The following is a 20,970-nucleotide window of genomic DNA, read 5'->3' as shown; positions in this document are numbered from 1 at the left end:
CCGGCGGTGCGGGTCGTGCGGCGCTTGACCGGTGGTGCGGGTCGCGCGGTGCCTGACCGGTGGTGAGGGCCCCGCGGTGCGGGCCGGGTCGGGTGCGTCCTGGCGCGGGAGGGCACGTCGCGGGAGGGCACGTCGTGGGAGGGCCCGGCGCGTGACGTGCCCGCGGGGGAGGGGCCGGCGGGGCGGCGCGGCGGGTGTGGTCAGCCGCGGGCGGCGAGTGCGCGTGGTGTGCGCGTCACCCGCAGGCCCGCCCGCTCCGCCGTCCGGCCGAACAGCGCCGCGTCGCCGACGGCCGCGCCGCCCGGGTCGTTGTTGAAGTACGCGTAGACGTCGGCGTCGCGCGCCCAGGTCGTCGCGACGCGGTCGACCCAGGTCTCCAGCGCCCGGTGCCCGTAGCGCGGCCAGGGCCGGGCCCGGCCCTGGTGGAAGCGGACGTACCCCCAGTCGGCGGTGCGCCACAGCGGGGTGACGGGCCGCGACGCGACGTCGGCCCAGCACAGGGCCGCGCCCCGGGACCGCAGCACCTCCCGCACCTCCGCCGTCCACCAGGAGTCGTGCCGCGGCTCCACCGCGACGCGGACGCCCGCCGGGAAGCAGGCCAGGCAGGCGTCCAGCAGCCCCGGATCGCCGCGCAGCGTCGGCGGCAGCTGGAGCAGCACCGGCCCCAGGCGCGGCCCGAGCCCCGCCGCGTGGGCCATCAGCCGGTGCACGGGCTCCTCGGGGTCGCGCAGCCGTTTGATGTGGGTCAGAAAGCGGCTCGCCTTCACCGCGACGGTGAAGTCGGACGGGACGCGCTCGGCCCAGGACGCGAAGGTCTCCCGCGAGGGCAGCCGGTAGAACGCGTTGTTGATCTCGACGGTGGCGAAGTGGGCGGTGTACTCCTCCAGCCACCGCCGCACGGGCACGTCCGCCGGGTACAGCACGCCCTTCCAGTCCTTGTACTGCCAGCCCGACGTACCGACGTACAGCGTCATACCTCCATCAAAACACCCGGGCCGCGTGCGTGTGCCCCGGAGCGGTCAGAGGTACAGCCCCGCGTCCGCCCCGCCCCGCGGCTCCGGCAGCGAGGCGGGGGAGACCCCCCGGCGCAGCGCGTACAGCTCCGCCAGGGTGGCGCCCTCGCGGCCGACCCCCTCCTCCGTGCCGAGCCAGTCCGCCGCCTCCGCGCGGGTCAGCGGGCCGACCTCGATACGGGCCATGCAGCGGCCGGGGCGCACGACGGCCGGGTGCAGCCGCTCCAGGTCCTCGTTGGTGGTGACCCCCACCAGGACGTTGCGGCCCTGCCCGAGCAGGCCGTCGGTGAGGTTCAGCAGCCGCGACAGGGCCTGGCCCGCCGTGTGCTTGGCCTCGCCGCGGATCAGTTCGTCGCAGTCCTCCAGGAGCAGCAGCCGCCAGCGGCCCTTGCCGGTGCCGTCCTCCTCGCCGATCGCGATGTCCATGAGGTAGCCCACGTCGGAGAAGAGCCGCTCCGGGTCCAGGACGCAGTCCACCTGGCACCAGTCCCGCCAGGAGCGGGCCAGGGTGCGCAGCGCGGAGGTCTTGCCGGTGCCGGGCGGGCCGTGCAGCAGGAGCAGGCGGCCCGCGATGTCCTGCGGGGTCGTCGTCATCAGGCCGTCCATCGCCTCGGCGACGGGGGCCGTGTAGTTCGCGCGCACCTCGTCCCAGGTGCCCGCGCTGATCTGACGGGTCGTGCGGTGCGGTCCGCGCCGCGGGGAGACGTACCAGAACCCCATGGTCACGTTCTCCGGCTGCGGCTCGGGCTCGTCGGCCGCGCCCTCGGTGGCCTCGTCGAGCACCTTGGCGGCCAGTTCGGCGGTGGTCGCGGTGACCGTGACGTCCGCGCCGCGGTTCCAGCGGGACACCAGCAGCGTCCAGCCGTCCCCCTCGGCGAGGGTCGCGCTGCGGTCGTCGTCGCGGGCGACCCGCAGCACCCGGGCGTGCGCGGGCAGCAGGGTCGCGCCGGAGCGTACGCGGTCGATGTTCGCGGCGTGCGAGTACGGCTGCTCGCCGGTCGCGAAGCGGCCGAGGAACAGCGCGTCGACGACATCGGACGGCGAGTCGGAGTCGTCGACGGTGAGCCGGATCGGCAGAGCGTCCTGTGGCTGGGCAGACATGCGGCCATGATCGGGCACCGGGGGCCCGTGCGCACCCGGTTTCCGTGGTCCGCGCGGTGTGTCGGCAATGCCGGACGTGTCGCGTGCGGGCGCTCTTCACCCCTTCTCCCGACGGCGGGTCCTCTCCCGACGGCGGGTCAGGAACCCTTCCGCACCCGCCCTTCCGCACCCGCCCTTCCGCACCGGCCCTTCCGGGTCCGGACGGCCCCGGCCGGTGCCGAACGGCGTGCGGGGCCTAAAGGGTCTTGGCATGGACACTTCCCGTCAATGCGGGTGCTTGCTACGAAAGTTGTGGCAGAGAACCTGCTAAAGGAGGTTCCATGAGACGTTCCCGACTTGTCGTATTCGTCAGCTCAGTCCTCCTCGCCCTCGGCGCCACCCTCACCGGGGCGGGCGCCGCGCAGGGATCCCAACTCGCCGCCACCGGCGGCTATGTGGCCCTCGGCGACTCCTACTCGTCCGGCGTCGGCGCGGGGAGCTACCTCAGCTCCAGCGGCGCCTGCAAGCGCAGCACCAAGGCGTATCCGTACCTCTGGAACGCCGCCCACGGCCCCGCCTCCTTCACCTTCGCGGCTTGTTCGGGAGCCCGTACGGGTGATGTTCTGGCGAGTCAGCTCGGCGGCCTGAACTCCTCCACCGGCCTCGTCTCGATCACCATCGGCGGCAACGACGCAGGCTTCGCCGACGTCATGACGACCTGTGTCACCAGCTCCGACAGCGGCTGCCTGAGCCGCATCGCCACCGCCCGGGCCTACGTCGACTCGACGCTCCCCGGCAAACTCGACGGCGTCTACTCGGCGATCAGCTCCCGGGCTCCGCACGCGCGCGTCGTCGTCATCGGCTATCCCCGCTTCTACCGGGTCGGCGCCCTGTGCCTCGGCCTGTCCGACACCAAGCGCTCCGCCATCAACGGCGCGGCCGACTACCTCGACGCCGCCGTGGCCCGGCGGGCCGCCGCCCACGGCTTCGTCTTCGGCGACGTCCGCACCCCGTTCAGCGGCCATGAGATCTGCTCCGGCAGCTCCTGGCTGCACAGCCTCGACCTGCTGAACATCGGCGAGTCCTACCACCCGACCGCCTCCGGGCACTCGGGCGGCTACCTCCCGGTCCTCAACAGCGCGGCCTGACCGCCCGCCCCCGGCTCACTCGGACGGAGAGGAGGAGGGGGAGGCCCCGCCCGACGGGGTCTCCGTCTCGCAGGTCACCGAGAACGGCACGGGCTGCGACGTCGCCTTCACCGGATCACGCACCTCGACGGCGATGGAGTTGCGGTAGGTGCCGCTCCCGGCGTACGTCGACACGATCACCTTGTCCTGCTTCGACTTCGCGCCGCCCGAGGGGAAGTCGAGCGTCTTCCAGGTCTGCCCGGACAGCTCGCCGTCCTTCGTGACCCAGCGGTAGGACACCGTCGCGGGCAGCCGCCCCACCGTGATCGTCGCGGTGAACGCGGGTGCGTCGGAGTCCTGCGGCGGACACACGCCGGTGTAGTCCGTGTGCGAGCCGGCGACGACGACCGAGACCGTCTGCTCCGGCGCGGCGGACGAGGGGCTCCCGCTCGGGCTCGGGCTCTGGCTCGGCGACGCGGCGGCCGACTCGCTCGCCTGCCGCTGCGGCGCTGGCGAACTCACCGCCTCCGAGGCGCTGTTCGTGACGTCGCCGGAATCGCCCTCGCGGCCGTCGTTCCGGTGCAGCAGCCCGTACGTCAGTCCCGCGACCGCCAGCGCCAGCACCGCGACCCCCGCGACGAGGAGCACGCCGGCCCGCCGGCCCCGGTCAGGCTCCGCCGGAGAGGGCGACCGCCCCGGCGCGCCGTCCGGTCCCGTCGCCCACGGCTGCGGCGCGGTCGGGCCCGTGGCGCCCGCGGAACCGTGCCGGAAGGGTTCGGCGCGGGTCGCCGCCGTCGGCGGAAAGGGCGCGTACGCCCCGCCGGCCGTACCGGGATCGCCGGCCGCGGAGGGCGTGCCCCCGGCCGCGACCAGCCGCAGGTCCCGCTCGGCCCGGTCGGCGGGCAGGCGTTCGGCCGGGTCCTTGCGCAGCAGGCCCTCGATCACCGGCGCGAGCGGTCCCGCACGCCGCGGCGGCGGCAGCTCCTCGTCGACGACCGCCCGGAGCGTGCTCAGCGGAGTGTCGTACCGGAAGGGGGAGTTGCCCTCGACGGCCGCGTACAGCAGCACGCCGAGCGACCACAGGTCCGACTCGGGCCCCGGCGTACGGCCCAGCGCGCGCTCCGGCGCGAGGAACTCGGGGGAGCCGATGACCTCGCCGGTCATGGTCAGCGCGGAGGTGCCCTCGACGGTGGCGATGCCGAAGTCGGTGAGCACCACCCGGCCGTCGTTCGACATCAGCACGTTGGCCGGTTTGACGTCCCGGTGCAGCACGCCCGCCTCATGGGCGGCCCGCAGCGCGGCCAGCACCTCGGCGCCGATGTGCGCGGCCCGTGCCGGTTCGAGCGGCCCCTCGGCGTCGAGCAGTTCGGCCAGCGAGATGCCGTGCACGATCTCCATGACGATCCAGGGCCGCCCGTCCTGGACGGCCACGTCGTACACGGTGACGACGTTGCGGTTCGCGACCCGGGCGGCCGCCCAGGCCTCGCGCTCCAGCCGGGCGTACAGGCGCTCGACGTCGGCGGCGGCCAGACCGTGCGGCGCGCGCACCTCCTTGACCGCGACCTCACGGTGCAGCACCTCGTCCCGGGCCCGCCACACCGTGCCCATGCCGCCCTCGCCGAGCGGCGTCAGCAGACGGTAGCGGCCCGCGATCAGACGTTCACTGCCCGGTTCTTCGGACACCGCGCCCCCATTTCGCTCTTCGCATCCGGGCGAAAACCTCCGCAACCCCACCAACGTAGCTCAGCCCAGTACGGATGCGGCCCCCCTGAGCACCAGTCCGGCGCCGAGGACCACCACGAGGAACGCGGACCACAGGGGCAGGTTGCGCCGCACGGTCGTCACGGCCGGGTGGGCCGTCCAGCGCGGCTGCCGGTCCAGCAGGCGGGTCGCCCCCGCGCCGAGCCGGACGACGGCGAACCCGGCGGCGGTCAGGGTCAGCGCGAGGCCGACGCCGTACGCGACGACGAGCAGCAGCCCGAACCAGGCCTGCCCGAGCGCGGCCGCGCCGACCAGCACGACGACCGCCGACGGACTGGGCACCATGCCGCCGGCGAACCCGAGCAGGAGCGTGCCGCGCAGAGTGGGGGCGACGGCATGGGTGTGGGTGTGGCCGCCGTGCGTGTGGGTGTGGGTGTGTCCGTGGTCGTGCTCGGGCCCGTGTGCGTGACCGTCTTCGTGCCGGTGCTCGTGCTCGTGCTCGTGCGGACGGCCGTGGCCGGGACCGGGGTCGTGGCTGTGGCCGTGCCCGTGGCCGGACGCGTCCTCGGAACCGGGATGCGTATGGGTGTGCGCGGTGGTGGCCCCGACGAGGGCGAGTTGACGGTCCGCGGCTTTCGCGGGCTCGCGGTCGGGCGAGTGACCGCCCTGCGGGTGCGGGTGGGGATGCGGGTGAGGGTGGGTGTGTCCGTGTCCGTGCGCGGCGCCGCCCCGGCCGCGCCAGGCGCGGCGGGCCAGGGTCACGCCCGCGAAGAGCACCAGCGCGCCGCTCGCCAGTCCCAGCCAGGCGATCACCGAGGGCGCCGCGGCCGAACCGGCGGTGACGAGGAGGCCCAGGGCGACGACGCCGAGCGTGTGCGTGACGGTGACCGATGCGGCGAGCGGCAGCACGTCCTTCATCCGCGCCCGGCCGCCGCGGGCGGCCGCCGTCGCGGCCATGATGGTCTTGCCGTGCCCGGGGGCGACCGCGTGCAGCGCGCCGAGACCGACGGCGATCACCAGGGCCAGCGCGGCGAAGCCGAGCGTGAGGTGCTGCCGGGCGACCAGGTCGTCCAGGGCCCGTGTCCAGCGGTCGGCGCCGCGCGGCAGCACGGAGGCGGCCGGTGCGTCCCGGTCCTGTTCGACGAGCGCCGCGCCACCCGGCCGCACCCGCACGGACGCGGTCGACGTGTCCGCCGGGGAGGAGAGCAACTCCTTCGGATAACTGATCAGTTCGCCCGACAGCGACTTCTTCGGGACGTCGGACGCGGTGAGCGTCATCCGGTCGCCGCGCGCGGTGATCTCCCGCCAGCCGGGCCCGGAGGAGACGCCCGCGCTGTGGAAGTCGACGGATACGGCGTCCCCGGCGGCGACGTCGGGCAGCGGGGCGGTCAGCCGGCACTCCACGCGCAGCGTGTCGAGCCCCGCCTGGCCGGGCCGCACGGACGCCTTGCCCGCGCCCGCGGCGAGGGCCACGGCACGGCCGTCGACGGTGAGCCTGCTGCCGGCGGCGGCCGTCGCGCAGCGCTCCCGCGCCCAGGCGTCCATCCCGAGCCGCTCGATGTCCGGCTTCGCCTGGGTCGCCGGGATCTCGGCGAGGTCCTCGACATGGTCGACGCGCAGCTGCCCCGGGGCGGCGACGAGGCCGTCGTAGCGGTTGACGGTGAAGTTGCCGAGCGGGTGCGCGCTCGCGCCGGTGGAAGGGACCAGCACGAGCGCGCAGCCGGCCGTGAGCACGGCCGCGCAGGAGGCGAACAGACGACGGGTGCTCACTTGCCCGCCTCCAGCGTCTTGAGGGCCGCGCGGGCCTGGCGGGCGCCCAGCGGCGAGAACCCGGGGTTCAGCTTCAGCGCGGCGGACAGATGCGTCCGGGCGTCGGCCCGGTGGCCGGTCGCCTGCTCGATCACGCCGCGGTGGTAGAGGAAGGCCGCGTTGCGGTAGCCGGTGGCCGTGGCCTGACGGGCGTAGGGGAGGGCCTCGGCGTCCTTGCCGTTGACGTGCAGGGCCCAGGCGAGGGCGTCCGCCGTGTGCACGGTGTGCCGGCGGGACCAGTCGTCGCGGGCCGCGCGCAGGGCCGTCGCCCGGTCGCCGTGGTCGGCGGCGGCGAGCGCGGTGTCCAGGTCGGCGTTGACGCCGTTGGCACGGGCGATCGCGGTCCACGCGTCGACGAGCGCGTACTGCTCCCCGGCCTTCGCGCGGTCTCCGGCGCCGCCCCGGGCCTCGTACAGCTCGCCCAGCTCCACCAGCGGTGCGGGGAGCGGGTAGCGGGCGACGATCAGCTCCAGCCCCTTGACGGCCTCGGCCCGCTGTCCGCTCGCGGCCTGCGCGCGGGCGCGGCCCTCGAGTGCGGGAAGGTAGTTCTCGTCGGCGGCGAGGGCGCGGGCGTAGTGGGTGAGGGCGGTGGCGTAGTCGCCCTGGTTCCAGGCGAGTTGGCCCAGCTGGGCGGCGACGTAGGCGATGTCGCCGGGCGAGGTGGCCGCGGTGAGCGCCCGCTCCAGGACCCGGCGGGCGGTGGCGACGTCGCCGCGCAGTTCGTGGACGTAGGCGTAGCGGGTGAACACCGGTACGCCGGGCCGCCGCTGGTCCGCGACGCGGACGGCCGCCTCGGCTTCGTCGTAGCGGCCCAGCTCGACGAGGGCGTCGACACGGGAGCACAGCGCGCGCTCGTTGTAGGGGTTCTGCTCCAGGACCCGGTCGGCCAGCTTCAGGGCGTTCGCGAAGTCGTGCCGGGCGGCGGCGAGGGCGGCCCGGCCGGCCAGCGCCTCGTCGTTGCCGGGACGCAGGGAGAGGGAACGCTTCAGGGCCTGCTCGGCCTGCGGGTAACGGGAGGGGTCTCCGTTGGTGCGGGCCTGCTCGACGTAGGCCAGCCCCAGGGTGGCCCAGCCGCCGAAGTCCCTCGGCTGGACGCGCAGATGACCTTGCAGGGCGGTGATGCTCGCGTCGAGGTCGCCGCCGGCGAGGAGGCCGGGGGAGACCGCGGCGGCGGTCGCCACGGGCATGTCCCGTCCCTCGTGGGCCGCGCCGAACGCGATCGCCCCGGCGGTCAGCGCCACGGCCAGCATGGCGGCGCAGGCGGTGAGCTGGGCGGCCCGCCAGCGACGCCCGGCGGCCCCCGCCCGCCGCACGGCGACGACCCGCTCGTCGACCTCGACGCCGCAGGCCTCCGTACCGGCGGGGGCCTTCGCACCGGCGGGGGCCTCCACACCGGCGGGCGCTTCCGCATCTGCGTCAGCGTCCGCACCGGCGCGCGTGTCTGCGTCGACGCCCTGCGCGCCCGCGAGGGCCGCCGCACCGGCGGCGTCCGCACCGACGGGGGCGTCCGAGTGGGTGTCGGCCTCCGCCCCGGCAGGGGCGTCCGCGCCTGCGCCGGCGTCCGCGTCCGTGGCGACGACGGCCGTGTCCGCGTCGGCGCCGCATTCGTCCCCGGCGCCGGCGGAACCGACGGTTCCGGGGCCGGTGGCGGTGTCGGCGTCGACGGCGGTCTCCGCGGTCACGCCCGTCTGCGGGGCGGTCGCCGTTCCCGGTGCGGCCCCGGTCGCGTGCCGCGGGCCGGGGGCCTCCGCGGAGGCGGCGGTCGGCGCCGGCTGGTCCCGGTGCGAGACCGGTGCACCGGAGTCCGGTTCGCCGGTGACCGGTGCCGGTCGGGCGCAGACCGGTGGGGTGTGCTCCGGTTCGCCGTCGTTCGTCCGCGCGGACATGCCCTCTCCTAGGTCGCCTGGGGTGGTTCCGTCTGCTCACGTGGGGGCGGCGCGGCCCGCGCCGTGGGGGATGAGTACGCGGGCCGCGCCAGTCGGTGGGACAGGGCCGGGGAGCGCAGGATTCTCCCCGGCCCGTTCAGGGGGAGGGCCTAGTAGGCCCGCCGCCGGCCACGCCACCACATCAGGCCGCCGCCGATGAGGAGGATGCCCGCAGCGCCCGCGCCCGCGGAGGACGCGATCAGCGTGGTGTTGTCGGTCGAGCCGGTGAGGGCGTCGCCGAGCTGGCTGCGGACGTCGGCGCCGCTCTTGGCGCTCGCGCCGCGCGAGCCCTCGGTGGGCAGGGCGACGTAGGGGAAGGACGTCTCGAAGCCCTTGTCGTTCTTGTCGACCGCGTCGCCCAGGTCGTTCTTGGAGCCGACCAGTTCGCCCTCGACCACCTGGAGCGAGGCGTCGATCACGTCGTCGGTGAGGCGGCGGCCGTTCGGGAAGCCCGCGTTGTCACCGTCGAGGACGCCCAGCCGCTTCGGGTGCATGGACGGCTTGATCGAGGTGTTGAGGCGCAGCTCCTCCGAAGGCGTCACGTACGGGGGCTGGTTGAGGCCCTTGACGCCCTTCAGGAACACGTCGACGAGGTCGTTGCGCGGCTCGGCCGGCGCCTTGATCTTGTAGATCGCCTCGATGAGCTTGGGCAGCTCGGGGTTGGTGACGTTCTTCAGGAACTGGCCGTCGTCCTTGGGCTGGGACGCGTTGAACCGGTCCTTGTCCTTGATCGGGTTGACGACCTCGTTGACCAGCGGGTTGCCCAGCCGGGAGACCTGCGAGTAGTAGCCCTGGGCGTTCTGGCGCTGGGTCGTCGACCAGATGCCGACGATCGGCTGGTGCTTCGACTCGGCGATCATGTCGCTCGGGACCTGGAGCGCGATGGAGTTGACGTTGTAGCCCTTGAGCGTGTCGTTGCCGACCTCGGAGAGGTCGCCGCCGTAGAGCAGGTCGAAGACGCGCAGGTCCAGGAAGAACGGGTCGTCGGCCTGGCCGGCGAACGTCTTCGCGCCGTTGGGCAGCTTGTAGATCGCCTGGTCGCGCAGCTTCTTGTAGTTCGGCATCGACGCCTTGCCCACGTTCGACGGCGCCACCGGCACGTCGTCCGCGATCTTCGTCCTGTGCTCGACCTTCCCCTTCTTCAGCTTGAGCAGTTCGAGGTCGTACGACTGCGTCACGTTCAGGTCGGGGTCGTACAGACTGTCGACGGCGCCGGTGTTGTAGAGGAACGTCTTCTTGTTCTTCGTGTGCGTCTTGAACGTGTAACGGAAGGTCAGGTCCTCCTTCGCGTCGCCGTTGTTGTCGATGTGCAGGTCGTACTGGGCGTCCTCGGCGAACGGGAAGAAGTTCGGGCCGCCCGCGGGCTCCTCGAACGGGATCCAGTTCGCGACGATCGTCGTCGTGTCCGGGTGGTCCGGGCTGACGAACGCGTACACGTCGGTGTTGTCGTACTGCGGTGTGCCCGAGATGAGAGGAGCCTCCCGGTGGCTGGAGGCGTAGGCGGCCCCCGGGGCCAACGCGGCGGCGCCGGCGGCTGCGAGCCCCCCGGCGGCCAGCGCACCGCATATGAGGGTCGCGACGCTCCTGCGTCCGTTGCCGCTCCTGGAGAAAGCTGTCATGCCGTCCGTCCTCTGTGCCAAGTTGCCTGACGGACAGTGATACGGAGCGGAGGGCGGGTTCGGATTGGTCCGGAGCGAAAAACTTTTTCTTTCCTGATCACCCGCGTTTTCGCCGCTCGGATCCGTACACATCCACCGGAGGTGTGTTCGTTTGCGGATGCCTGGTGTGACGGGACGGCCCGGGTGCGGGGGCCGCAGGGAGGGGGACGGCATGGAGGCGGACGAGCTTCTGGTGCTCGTGGCGGGGGGCGACCAGCGGGCCTTCGAACGGCTCTACACCCTCGTCTGCGGACCGGTGTTCGGACTCGTGCGCCGGGTCGTCCGCGATCCCGCGCAGTCCGAGGAGGTCGCCCAGGAGGTGCTCCTGGAGGCCTGGCGCTCCGCGGGCCGCTTCGACCCGAACCGCGGCAGCGCCCTGTCCTGGATCCTCACCCTCGCCCACCGCCGCGCCGTCGACCGGGTGCGCAGCGCCCGCGCGGCCGTCGACCGGGAGCAGCGCGAGGCCTCCCGCTACCACGACCCCGCCTTCGACCAGGTGGCCGAGGAGGTCGAGGCGGGCCTGGAACGCCAGTTGGTCCGCCGCTGCCTGAACCGGCTGACGGAGCTTCAGCGTCAGTCCGTCACCCTCGCCTACTACGACGGCTACACGTACCGTGAGGTGGCCGACCGGCTGTCCCTGCCGCTGGGCACGGTGAAGACACGGATGCGTGACGGGCTCACGCGGCTGCGCGACTGCCTGGGAGGCGCCGCATGAGTCTGCTCGGCCTGTTCCGCCGCGAGGACCCGCACTCGCTGGCCGCCCCCTACGCGCTGGACGCCCTCGAGGCCGACGAGCGCCGCCGTTTCGAAAGACATCTCAAGGGCTGCGACCGCTGCTCCGCCGAGGTGCGGGAGCTGGCCGAGGACGCCGTGCGGCTGGCCTGGTCGACGGCCGCCCCGCCGCCGGCCGCGATGCGCGAGCGGGTCCTGGCCGCCGTCCAGCGCACCCCGCAGGAGGCGTCGCGCGCGCCGTTGCGCGAGCACGCGCCCCAACTGCCCCCGCACGTGTGGGGCGTGCAGCCGCCGCCCCGCCGCTCCGGCGGCAGCTCCCACGCGTCCGGGCGCGGCGGGAAGTCCCGCGCGCGCCGTCCGCTGTTCGTGCCGCTGGTGACGGCCACGGCCGCCGCGGCCCTCGTGGTGGCGTCCCTCTTCGCCGTCCAGGCCGGGCGGACCCAGGACCGGCTGGACGCCGAGCGCGCCCAGGCACGTGAGATCGCCCACGTTCTCGCGGCTCCGGACGCGCGGGCGGGCAACGGGAAGGACGCCGAGGGCCGGAGTATCGGAGTGATCGCTTCCGTTTCAGAGGGGCGGGCGATCGTCACCTTGAGCGGATACGACGCGTTGCCCGCCGGGCGGGCGCATCAGCTGTGGCTCATGCGCCCGAACGCGCAACCGCGCTCCCTCGGGCTCTTCGCGGGCGACACGCCCCTGGTCGCCACCGGTCTCGACCGGGCGGCCACGTCACTCGCTGTGACCGTCGAGCCGGCCGCCGGATCGCCACAGCCCACTACTCAGCCGGTTGTCCAACTCACCCTGAAATCGGTTGGATTCGGAGAGTGATCACGGAGGCGTCGTCAACCCCCTTACGGGGAAGGTGAATCAGGTGAGCTCGATACACGGGTGCCGCGACGGGGCGATAGGGTTACCCTGCCCGGGCCGGGTGGACTCGTACGGGTGGGGAGTGACATGGAACAGATAACGATGCACAGCAGGGCGCGGGTCCCTGCGATCACCTGCGGGAGCAGCGCGACCAGTTCGCGCCTGGACCGCCATCTCTCGGTGCTGGCGGGTCCCGCCGTTCCGCAGCGGGAGACGGCCGAGGCGACCTCGCTGATGCGGGAGCTGACCGCGCGTGAGCCCGTGCGCGACCACGGTTCCGGCAAGACGACGCGGGCGAGGGTCAGCCGCGTCTCGCTCTTCGCGCCCCTGCGCCGACTGCGCCGTTCGCTCTTCGGCGGTCACCGGCACTGACCCGCCGGCACGTCGTCATGTACTGAGTCCCGCGCTCAGGCGGCCACACCGTCCCGGCGCAGCGCTGCGATCTCCTCGTCCGTCATCCCCACGGCACGCAGCAGTGCTTCGGTGTGCTCCCCGAGCGCGGGCACGTCCCCCATCCGTGCCTCCGCCCCGCCCGGCAGCGTGATCGGGGGCAGCAGCGCCCGCAGCGGTCCGACCGGCGTCCCCACCTCCCGCCAGCGGTCGCGCGCCGCGAGCTGCGGATGCTCGGCCACTTCGTGCAGATCCCGCAGCCGCGCGCAGGCGATGCCCGCCGCCTCCAGCCGCGCCAGCGCCTCGTCGGCGTCCAGCGCGCCCAGCGCCCGCGCCACCAGGGCGTCGGTGCGCTCGCGGTTCCGCACCCGTGCCGCGTTCGTGGCGTACGCCGGATCCGTCCCCGACGCGGGCCGCCCGACGACCTGTTCGGCCAGCCGCCGCCACTCACGGTCGTTCTGCACCGACAGCAGCACCCGTCCGCCGTCGGCCGTGGCGTAGGCGTCGTAGGGCGCGATCACCGCGTGCGCGAGGCCGGTGCGGGCCGGGGCGGAGCCGCCGTGCATCGTGTGGTGCAGGGGATGGCCCATCCACTCCGCGAGCGCCTCCAGCATCGACACCTCCACCGGGCCGCCGCGTCCGGTCGTGCCGCGCCGCACCAGCGCCGCCAGCACGCCGGAGAAGGCGTACATGGCCGCCGCGACGTCCGCCGCCGGGATCCCCGCCTTCACCGGCTGCTCGGGCGTGCCGGTCACCGACACCAGCCCGGCCTCGCACTGCACGAGCATGTCGTAGGCCCGCTTGTCCGCGTAGGGGCCGGCCGGCCCGTAGCCGGAGATGTCGACGGCGACCAGCCGCGGGTGCGCCGCGCACAGGGTGGCCGCGTCCAGGCCGAGCCGGGCCGCGGCGCCCTGCGCGAGGTTCTGCACGAACACGTCGGCGCCCGAGATCAGCCGTCGTACGACGTCCAGGCCGCGCGGGTCCTTCAGGTCCAGCGCGACGGACTCCTTGCCCCGGTTGCACCACACGAAGTGCGAGGCGAGACCGCCGGCGGCGGTGTCGTAGCCGCGCGCGAAGTCGCCGCCGTCGATCCGCTCGACCTTGATCACCCGGGCGCCGAGGTCGGCGAGCTGCCGGGTCGCGAACGGCGCCGCGACGGCCTGCTCGACGGCGACCACCGTGAGACCTTCCAGGGGCAGGGGCAGGGGCAGGGGCTGCTGCTGCGGGGGAAGGGGAAGGGGCGGCGGCGAGGGCCGGAGGGGCTGGTCCATGGAAGGGATCATGACCCCTGACCGGCGGCCCTGTCAGCAGGCCCCGCCTCCGCACGCCGATCCGAACGGCAGGCCCTGGCCTTCGCCCCGCGCGTACCGCCGTACCGCGAGCGGGGCGAACACCGCGAGCAGCAGGGCGCACCAGGCCAGCGACCCGGCCACCGGATGCGCCACGGGCCAGGCGGAGTGCGGGGGGACGGGCGCGTTGCCGAACAGGTCCCGCAGGGCCGTGGTCACCGCGCTGAGCGGGTTCCACTCGGCGAGCGTGCGCAGCCGGCCCGGCAGGCCGTCGGTCGGGATGTAGGCGTTGGACATCAGGGGCAGCAGGAACGTCGCGCTGCCCAGCTGGCCGGCCGCCTCCTCGCTGCGCGAGAGCAGCCCGAGGTGGATCCCGATCCAGGTGCAGGCGAACCGGAAGATCAGCAGCAGGCCCAGTGCGCCGGCCGCGGCCGCGGCCGAGCCCTCCACCCGCCAGCCGACGGCCAGTGCCACCAGGAGGAAGGGCGCCGTCCCCGCCGCGGTGACGACGAGGTCGGCCGCGGCCTGTCCGAGCGGCACCGCCGCCCGGCTCACCGGCAGCGTGCGCAGCCGGTCGGTCACGCCGCGGTGGACGTCCTGGGCCGCCTGGAACATGCCGGTCATGATGCCGTTGGCGGCGGTGGCCACCAGCAGGCCGGGCACGAGGAAGGAGCGGTACTCCGCGCCGGGCATCGACAGGGCGCTGCCGAAGAAGTAGCCGAAGAACAGCAGCATGGTGATCGGCATGCTCTGGGTGAGGATCACCAGCGCCGGGTTGTTGCGGACCCGCAGCAGTTGCCGGCCCAGCATGGCCGTTCCGTCGTACGTCAGGGCGGCGGCGCTCATGCGGCGATCTCCTGTTCGGCCGTGAGGTGCAGGAACACCTCGTCGAGGGTCGGGGGGCGCAGCGTCGCGTCGAGCAGCGGCACGCCCGCCGCGTCGAGTTCGCGCACCAGGCGGGGCAGGGTGAGCGTGGTGTCGCGGGAGACCGCGCCGACGGCGGCGCGGGCCGGGTCCGGCGCGGGTTCGGCGCCCGTGATCCGGGCCAGCGCCGCGGCCGCCACCGGCAGGGCTGCCGGATCGGCGACGACGGCTTCGGCGTAGGAGCCGATCAATGCCTTGAGGTGGCGGGGCGAACCGGTGTGCGCGACGCGGCCGCGGTCCACGAGGGCTATGTCGTCGGCGAGGTGGTCGGCCTCCTCCAGGTACTGGGTGGTCAGCAGGACCGTCGTGCCGTCCCGCCCGAGTTCGCGCACGGCGTCGTGGACCTCGCCCCGGCCGGCCGGGTCCAGTCCGGTGGTCGGCTCGTCGAGGAAGAGGACCCGGGGCCGGCGGATCAGGGCGGCGGCGAGGTCCAGGCGGCGGCGCATGCCGCCCGAGTAGGTGGCGGCGGACCGGTCGGCGGCCTCCTCCAGCCCGAACCGGGCGAGCAGGTCGTCGGCGCGCGCCGCCGGGCCGCGCACCCGGTGCAGACGGGCGAAGAGCCGCAGGTTCTGCCGCCCGGTGAGGTCGCCGTCGACCGTGGCGTACTGCCCCACGACGCTGATGGCGCCGCGCACGGCCGCGGCCTCCCGGACCAGGTCGTGGCCGGCGATCCGGGCCGAGCCCGCGTCGGGGCGCAGCAGGGTGGTCAGCAGCCGGACCGCGGTGGTCTTGCCCGCGCCGTTGGGTCCCAGGACCGCGCAGACCGTGCCCCGTGGGACGGCGAGGTCGAGGCCGCGCAGGGCGCGCACCTCGCCGAACCGCTTCTCCAGACCTTCACTAAGTACATCGTACGTAGAAGTCATGCCGCGACCATAGCGCACTACGTACGGTGTACGTAACTACCATGGTCGACGAGGTGATGTTTCGATGGCGGGCCGAGCGGCCGTACCCGAAGTGATCTGGGCCCGTCCCGAGCGGACGGGCCGCGGACCCAGACCCGCGTACACGCGCGCCGACATCGCGGCGGCCGCCGTGCGCACGGCCGACGAGGGCGGCCTCGACGCCGTGTCCATGCGGCACGTCGCCGCCGCCCTGGGCTGCGGGACCATGTCCCTGTACAACTACGTCCCCCGCAAGGAGGACCTCTACGAACTGATGGTGGACGCCGTCAGCGGCGAGCACGAGCTGTGGGAGCCCGGCGGGGACTGGCGGGCGGACATGCGCCGGGTCGCCCACGACACCCGGGCCCTGATGCGCCGCCACCCCTGGCTGCCGAAACTCATGTCACCGGCCTACGGGTTCAGCCCCAACGCCCTGCGCTACCTGGAGCACTGCCTCGCCTGCCTGGACCCGCTGGACATGAAGTACGGCATGAAACTCCAGCTCGTCGCCATGCTCAACGCGGTCGTGACGACCTATGTGGCGAGCGAGCTGGCCACCGCCGAGCGGGTCCGCTCGCTGCCCTGGTCCGAGGAGCAGGAGAACGCGGTGCGGATCGCCTACCTGGGGAGCCAGGTGGCCGGCGGGGCGTTCCCGCGGATGGCGGCGGCGTTCATGGAGGACGCGGGGCCGATCGATCTGGAGGCGGTGTTCGCGACGGCCGTGGACCGGGTGCTGGACGGCTTCGTGCCCCGGGGGTGACCCTCACAGCAGCGCGAACTGGCCCTCCGGGCCCTCCTCGTGATGGTCCAGCACGGTCGCCGGGCGGCGCGCGGAGGCCGGGACGGGCAGCACGCCCGCCGCGCGCAGCTCCGCCGTGGTGAGGGCGTCGGGCACCGTCCACCGCGCCTGCCGGGCGCGGACCTCGGCCAGCAGCGTCAACACGGTGACCAGCTCCAGGAGTTCGGACGTCCAGGCCTGCTGCCAGACCGCCGGCCGGATCGCCGCGAGGCCGCCAGGACCCGCGTCCCGCGCGGCGCGCGCCGCGAACCACCGCTCCAGCACCCGCTCCCCGCCGGTCTCGAAGTCCCAGGCCTCCGGCGGAACGGGGGAGACGCGGCCCTCGTCGAGGTGGAGGGTCTCGGCGTCGCGGTCGTAGCGCAGGGTCAGCGGGCGGGACGGGAGCGGGGCGCGGACGTAGGGCCGCCGCCCGCCGGGGAGCCGCGGGCGCTCGCCGTCGCGGCGCAGCAGCCACAGCGCCCGCCGGCCCGACGCCACGCCCTCGGCCCAGACCCCGGGATCGCGGGTGAGCGGGACGGTCAGGTCGGGGCGGACGGCGGTCAGGGTCCAGGCCAGGAAGTCCACCGGGTCGCCGGAGAGGCCGAGCCGGCGCAGCAGGTCCGGCAGGCCCGGCGCGAGGTTGGGCTCCTCGCCGCCGGGCCGCCGGTACAGGGGCCGGATCCGGCCGGGCCGCACCAGCGGCAGCAGCGAGGTCGCCAGCAGGGGCGGCTCGGGCGTCTCCACCACGAAGACCTGCCGTTCGTCCGTGACCCGCCACAGCTCGGGGCGGGCCGCGTCGATGAGGCGCTGGTCGGGGATCAGCCACTGCTCGTCGAAGGGCGCGGCCAGCACCCGGACCGGCTCGGGGCACGGGCCCGAGGCGCGCGCCAGCTTGCGCGTCCCGCCGCGCGGGCCGGGCAGCTGTCCGACCGCCGAGTGCAGGGTGCGCGAGCGCGTCGGCTCGAAGAGGGCCTCGCGGTCCGCGCCGTCGGCCTTCAGCAGGGCGTCCCAGCGGGCCTTCAGGGACGCCGGGTCGGGCGCCGTCGGCCACCCCCGGCCGAGCCGCGGCGGTGCGACGGACCACGGCATGAGGTCCGCCAGCGGCGGAGCGTCGTCGTGCGTCACGCCGGGCATCGTACGACGGCTCGCGGACCGCGCGGCACGGCGCGTCACGTCGCGTCGAGCGTGACCGTGAACGAGAAGCGGTCGCCCCGGTAGTGGATGACGGCCGCGTCGAGCACCCGGCCCTCGGCGTCACGGGTGACCCCCGTGTAGTGCAGGATCGGGCTGAGCAGCGGGACCTGGAGCAGCCGGGCCGTCTCCGGGTCCGCCAGCCGCGCCTCCACGGTGTCGGTGATCCTGCCGATGTCCGCGCCGACGACGTCCCGCAGCACCTTCGTCATGGGCCAGCGGACCAGGTCCTCGGGATCGATGCGGGCCGCCAGTTCGGGGCGGACGTAGTTGCGGGCGTGGTTGGTGGGCTCGCCCGTCTCCTCGTCGCTCCTGAGGCGGTGGTAGGCCGCCACCTCGGCCAGGTCCGGGAAGTGTTCGGCGACCTCGGCGGGGACGGCCGTGCGGCCGTGCTCCAGCAGCTCGGTCGTCATGCCGGACTGCTGGGCCACGATCGCGTCGACCGAGCCCAGCAGCCGCACCGGGGCCCCGCGCCGGGCCGTCGGCTCGATGAACGTGCCCCGGCGCCGGTGCCGGGTGATCAGCCCCTCGTCCTCCAGCTCCTTCAGCGCCTGCCGCATGGTCAGCACGCTCACCCCGTAGTGCCCGGCCAGCTGCTCCTCGGTGGGCAGCCGGAGCGGGTCGCGGGGCGAGCGGCCCAGTATCGAGGCGCGCAGCGACTGCGACACCTGGTACCAGAGCGGCAGCTTGCGGGTGAGGACGATCGAGTCCGGCGCGAAGGAGGTCACGGGCTATCCGTACCGGTCGGCACCGTTCAGTGCAATGTGTCGTCGGTGGGCCGGAAGTGCCGTTCGAGGCCCTGCCAGACGTCGTCGTAGCGCTGTTGCAGATGGTCGGCCCGGGCGGCCTGCGGCGTGAGGACGACCGGCCAGCGCGTCTCGAACATGAACGCCAGCCCGTCGTCGACGCGCTGCGGCCGCAGCTCGGCGGCGCTGGCGCGGTCGAAGGTCTCCCGGTCCGGGCCGTGCGCCGACATCATGTTGTGCAGCGAACCGCCGCCCGGCACGAAGCCCCCCTTGCCGGCCGTCTTGGCGTCGTACGCGCCCTCGACCAGGCCCATGTACTCGCTCATCACGTTGCGGTGGAAGTACGGCGGCCGGAAGGTGTCCTCGCCGACCAGCCAGCGCGGCGCGAACACCACGAAGTCGACGCCGGCCAGGCCGGGGGTGTCCGAGGGGGAGGTCAGCACGGTGAAGATCGACGGGTCCGGGTGGTCGTAGGAGATCGTCCCGATGACGTTGAAGCGGCGCAGGTCGTACACGTACGGCGTCAGGTTGCCGTGCCAGGCCACGACGTCGAGCGGGGAGTGGCCGTAGGTCGCGCTCCACAGGTGGCCGCAGAACTTGTTGACCACCTCGACCGGGCCCTCGACGTCCTCGTAGGCGGCGACGGGCGCGCGGAAGTCGCGCGGGTTGGCGAGCCCGTTGGCGCCGATCGGCCCGAGGTCGGGGAGGCGGAAGAGCGCGCCGTAGTTCTCGCAGACGTAGCCGCGCGCGGAGGCGTCCAGCAGATCGACGCGGAAGCGGACCCCGCGCGGGATCAGCGCCACCTCGCCGGGCCCGGCGTGCAGCAGCCCGAACTCCGTGCGCAGCAGCAGCCCGCCCTCCTCGGGGACGATCAGCAGCTCGCCGTCCGCGCTGCTGAAGACGCGGTCCATGGAGGCGTTCGCGTGGTAGAGGTGCACGGCCATGCCGGTGCGCTGGGCCGCGTCGCCGTTGCCGCCGAGCGTCCACAGGCCGGCGAGGAAGTCCGTGCCGGCGGGCGGCTCGGGCAGCGGGTCCCAGCGCAGCCGGTTGGGGTCGGGCACGGTCTGCGCGAAGGGGCCGGTGCGGATCGCGCCGTCACCGCACCGGGTGAACGCCGGATGCGCGGCCGAAGGGCGGATCCGGTACAGCCACGAGCGGCGGTTGTGGGCGCGCGGCTCGGTGAACGCCGTGCCGCTGAGCTGCTCCGCGTACAGGCCGAGAGGCGCCCGCTGGGGGGAGTTGCGGCCCTCCGGCAGGGCGCCCGGCACCGCCTCGGAGGCGTGCTCGTTGCCGAACCCGGAGAGGTAGGGCAGCCCCTCGGCCGTCTTGCGTGCGTCCCCGCTGCTCATCATGGCTCCCTTGCCGACTGAATCCTGTGCATCACCGTAGGATTGCGTTTTCCCGGATGCAAGAGGGCCGGGGGTCCTCCTCTCGGAGGACGATCACGGCCCGCCCGGAACCAGACTTCAGGGGGATCCGCGTGCCGCACCGGTGCTCTAGTGTCCCGATCATGTCGTGGACGCGCACCCTTCCCGCCGCGCTCGCGGTCTGTGTCCTGCTGCTGACCGGATCCGTGGGCTGCGGCTCCGGCGGTACGCGGGACGCGGGGCGGACGGACTCGCCCGCGCCCGCGGGCAAGGTGCTGGACCACACCGACGACGACGGGCGCCACTACCGCGAGGTGGCGAGGAAGGGCGCCCCCGAGGTCGGCGTGGAGGTCCAGCCGGACGCCCGCGGCGGCTGGGACGTGCGCGTGAAGCTGGCGCGATTCGCGCTCTCCCCGTCGGGAACGGCGCAGAAAGCGGTCGCCGGACGCGGCGTGGCCCGGCTCTACGTCGACGGCCAGCAGGTCGCCGACCTGCGCAGACCCTCGTACCGCATCCCGGCCGGCTACCTCCCGCACGGCACCCACGAGGTCACCGTCCGCCTCTACGCCGACGACACGACGGTGTGGGCGGTGGAGGGCCGGCCGGTGGAGGCCACGGCGGACGTCACGGCGTCGGAGCGGTCGCCCGCCGCGTCCGAGCCCGCCTCGCCGTCCTCACCGCCGTCCTCCTGAGCGGATCGGGGTGAGCGCGTCGGGCTGAGTGCACCGAGCTGAGTGCACCGGGCGCTTTCGCGCGTACACAGGGGCGAGGTTCACCTCGACGCGGGGGAAAGGCATCATGAGGTCCGTGCCCCAAGCGACATCGCTCCGTCGTGCGCCCGTGCAGCGGCGCAGTGCCGAACGGCTGACCAGAATCCTCGACGCCTGCGCCGACCTCCTGGACGAGGTGGGCTACGACGACCTGAGCACCCGGGCCGTGGCCGAGCGCGCCGGGGTCCCCATCGGCTCCGTCTACCGCTTCTTCGGCAACAAGCGGCAGATGGCCGACGCGCTCGCCCAGCGCAACCTCGAACGCTACGCCGAGCGCGTCACCGAGCGGCTGAAGGGGGCCGGCCGGGGCGATTGGCGGGCCGCCATGGACGCCGTGCTCGACGAGTACCTCGCCATGAAGCGCACCGCGCCCGGCTTCTCCCTGGTCGACTTCGGCAACCAGATCCCGGTCGGCGCCCGGCACGCCGAACCCAACCACCGCGTGGCCGACCGCCTCACCGACCTGCTCTCGGAGCATCTCGTCCGCGCCCCCGACGACGACCTGCGCCGGGTCTTCCTGATCGCCGTGGAGACCGCCGACGCCCTCGTCCACCTGGCCTTCCGCGTCGACCCGGAGGGCGACCCGAAGGTGATCGAGGAGACCCGCGAACTGCTGCGCGCCTACCTGGCGCGGGTCCTGGACTGACGGCAGCGGCCGACCCCTCCCCACGGGCCATACCGGTCGGTATGCTCACCCGGGAGAAGGCGCCGCCGCCCCCCAG

19 protein-coding genes are annotated in these 20,970 nt (G+C 74.1%); 7 read left to right on the top strand and 12 right to left on the bottom strand.

All coding sequences use genetic code 11. The features are described from left to right. Positions 1 to 200: 200 nt before the first annotated feature. The gene (locus tag OG802_RS07300; RefSeq protein ID WP_329408346.1) at positions 201 to 974 is read right to left on the bottom strand and encodes a DUF72 domain-containing protein; all 774 of its coding nucleotides are present in this window, start codon (positions 972 to 974) and stop codon (positions 201 to 203) included. A 45-nt stretch (positions 975 to 1,019) separates the two neighbouring features. After that, on the bottom strand, positions 1,020 to 2,114 hold the full coding sequence (locus OG802_RS07295; protein ID WP_329408344.1) for a DUF5925 domain-containing protein: 1,095 nt from the start codon (positions 2,112 to 2,114) through the stop codon (positions 1,020 to 1,022). 320 nt (positions 2,115 to 2,434) lie between these two features. On the opposite strand from OG802_RS07295, the gene OG802_RS07290 reads away from it, so the two are divergent. Further along, a complete protein-coding gene (locus tag OG802_RS07290; RefSeq protein ID WP_329408343.1) occupies positions 2,435 to 3,241 on the top strand; it encodes an SGNH/GDSL hydrolase family protein in 807 nt (268 codons plus the stop codon). A 15-nt stretch (positions 3,242 to 3,256) separates the two neighbouring features. On the opposite strand, the gene OG802_RS07285 is transcribed toward OG802_RS07290, so the two are convergent. The 4 genes from OG802_RS07285 to OG802_RS07270 form a co-directional block, all read right to left on the bottom strand. Then, the gene (locus OG802_RS07285; RefSeq protein WP_329408341.1) at positions 3,257 to 4,903 is read right to left on the bottom strand and encodes a serine/threonine-protein kinase; all 1,647 of its coding nucleotides are present in this window, start codon (positions 4,901 to 4,903) and stop codon (positions 3,257 to 3,259) included. A 60-nt stretch (positions 4,904 to 4,963) separates the two neighbouring features. Then, positions 4,964 to 6,691, bottom strand: coding sequence for a nickel transporter (locus tag OG802_RS07280; RefSeq protein WP_329408339.1), 1,728 nt, complete (start codon positions 6,689 to 6,691; stop codon positions 4,964 to 4,966). After that, positions 6,688 to 8,616, bottom strand: a complete 1,929-nt coding sequence (locus OG802_RS07275; protein WP_329408337.1) for a tetratricopeptide repeat protein — start codon at positions 8,614 to 8,616, stop codon at positions 6,688 to 6,690. The genes OG802_RS07280 and OG802_RS07275 overlap by 4 nt, the downstream gene beginning before the upstream one ends. Positions 8,617 to 8,765: 149 nt before the next feature. Beyond that, the gene (locus OG802_RS07270) at positions 8,766 to 10,274 is read right to left on the bottom strand and encodes a DUF4331 domain-containing protein (protein WP_329408335.1); all 1,509 of its coding nucleotides are present in this window, start codon (positions 10,272 to 10,274) and stop codon (positions 8,766 to 8,768) included. Between the two features lie 211 nt (positions 10,275 to 10,485). Between OG802_RS07270 and OG802_RS07265 the strand changes: the two genes are divergently transcribed. The 3 genes from OG802_RS07265 to OG802_RS07255 all read left to right on the top strand — a co-directional run bounded on the left by OG802_RS07265 (position 10,486) and on the right by OG802_RS07255 (position 12,284). Then, complete coding sequence (locus tag OG802_RS07265) at positions 10,486 to 11,028, top strand: sigma-70 family RNA polymerase sigma factor (RefSeq protein ID WP_329408334.1); 543 nt, start codon at positions 10,486 to 10,488, stop codon at positions 11,026 to 11,028. After that, complete coding sequence (locus tag OG802_RS07260; protein ID WP_329408332.1) at positions 11,025 to 11,873, top strand: anti-sigma factor; 849 nt, start codon at positions 11,025 to 11,027, stop codon at positions 11,871 to 11,873. The genes OG802_RS07265 and OG802_RS07260 overlap by 4 nt, the downstream gene beginning before the upstream one ends. Before the next feature lie 126 nt (positions 11,874 to 11,999). Further along, a complete protein-coding gene (locus tag OG802_RS07255; RefSeq protein WP_329408330.1) occupies positions 12,000 to 12,284 on the top strand; it encodes a hypothetical protein in 285 nt (94 codons plus the stop codon). Positions 12,285 to 12,319: 35 nt separating this feature from the next. Here OG802_RS07255 and OG802_RS07250 read toward each other — a convergent pair whose 3' ends face one another. From OG802_RS07250 to OG802_RS07240, 3 genes are read right to left on the bottom strand one after another with little or no spacing between them, the layout of a single operon-like run. After that, positions 12,320 to 13,573 carry a CaiB/BaiF CoA transferase family protein gene (locus OG802_RS07250; protein ID WP_329408329.1) on the bottom strand — a complete coding sequence of 418 codons (1,254 nt, stop codon included), beginning with the start codon at positions 13,571 to 13,573 and terminating at the stop codon, positions 12,320 to 12,322. Positions 13,574 to 13,606: 33 nt separating this feature from the next. Then, positions 13,607 to 14,437: an ABC transporter permease gene (locus tag OG802_RS07245; protein WP_329408328.1), complete on the bottom strand. Its 831-nt coding sequence runs from the start codon at positions 14,435 to 14,437 to the stop codon at positions 13,607 to 13,609. Further along, positions 14,434 to 15,378 (bottom strand): ATP-binding cassette domain-containing protein, encoded by a 945-nt coding sequence (locus OG802_RS07240; protein WP_329408327.1) that lies wholly within the window; start codon positions 15,376 to 15,378, stop codon positions 14,434 to 14,436. Before OG802_RS07240 ends, OG802_RS07245 begins: the two co-directional genes overlap by 4 nt. Before the next feature lie 64 nt (positions 15,379 to 15,442). Here OG802_RS07240 and OG802_RS07235 point away from each other — a divergent pair, with 64 nt between their 5' ends. Continuing rightward, positions 15,443 to 16,156, top strand: coding sequence for a TetR/AcrR family transcriptional regulator (locus OG802_RS07235; protein ID WP_329408325.1), 714 nt, complete (start codon positions 15,443 to 15,445; stop codon positions 16,154 to 16,156). 3 nt (positions 16,157 to 16,159) lie between these two features. Here OG802_RS07235 and OG802_RS07230 read toward each other — a convergent pair whose 3' ends face one another. Genes OG802_RS07230 through hmgA form a run of 3 tightly spaced genes read right to left on the bottom strand, consistent with a single transcriptional unit; the run spans position 16,160 to position 19,463 of the window. Then, positions 16,160 to 17,308: a type ISP restriction/modification enzyme gene (locus OG802_RS07230; RefSeq protein ID WP_329408323.1), complete on the bottom strand. Its 1,149-nt coding sequence runs from the start codon at positions 17,306 to 17,308 to the stop codon at positions 16,160 to 16,162. 35 nt (positions 17,309 to 17,343) lie between these two features. Then, positions 17,344 to 18,093 (bottom strand): GntR family transcriptional regulator, encoded by a 750-nt coding sequence (locus tag OG802_RS07225; RefSeq protein ID WP_329408321.1) that lies wholly within the window; start codon positions 18,091 to 18,093, stop codon positions 17,344 to 17,346. A 26-nt stretch (positions 18,094 to 18,119) separates the two neighbouring features. Then, the gene (gene hmgA, locus OG802_RS07220; protein WP_443055194.1) at positions 18,120 to 19,463 is read right to left on the bottom strand and encodes a homogentisate 1,2-dioxygenase; all 1,344 of its coding nucleotides are present in this window, start codon (positions 19,461 to 19,463) and stop codon (positions 18,120 to 18,122) included. Between the two features lie 158 nt (positions 19,464 to 19,621). Here hmgA and OG802_RS07215 point away from each other — a divergent pair, with 158 nt between their 5' ends. Together OG802_RS07215 and OG802_RS07210 are read left to right on the top strand one after the other, a co-directional pair. After that, positions 19,622 to 20,170, top strand: coding sequence for a hypothetical protein (locus OG802_RS07215; RefSeq protein ID WP_329408317.1), 549 nt, complete (start codon positions 19,622 to 19,624; stop codon positions 20,168 to 20,170). Between the two features lie 106 nt (positions 20,171 to 20,276). Then, positions 20,277 to 20,894 (top strand): TetR/AcrR family transcriptional regulator, encoded by a 618-nt coding sequence (locus tag OG802_RS07210; protein WP_329408315.1) that lies wholly within the window; start codon positions 20,277 to 20,279, stop codon positions 20,892 to 20,894. The last annotated feature ends 76 nt before the right edge of the window (positions 20,895 to 20,970 follow it).

The organism is Streptomyces sp. NBC_00704, from assembly GCF_036226605.1.
Lineage (GTDB): Bacteria > Actinomycetota > Actinomycetes > Streptomycetales > Streptomycetaceae > Streptomyces.
The sequence above is the reverse complement of the archived record's forward strand: the minus strand, read 5'-3'. Positions and strand labels throughout refer to the sequence as shown.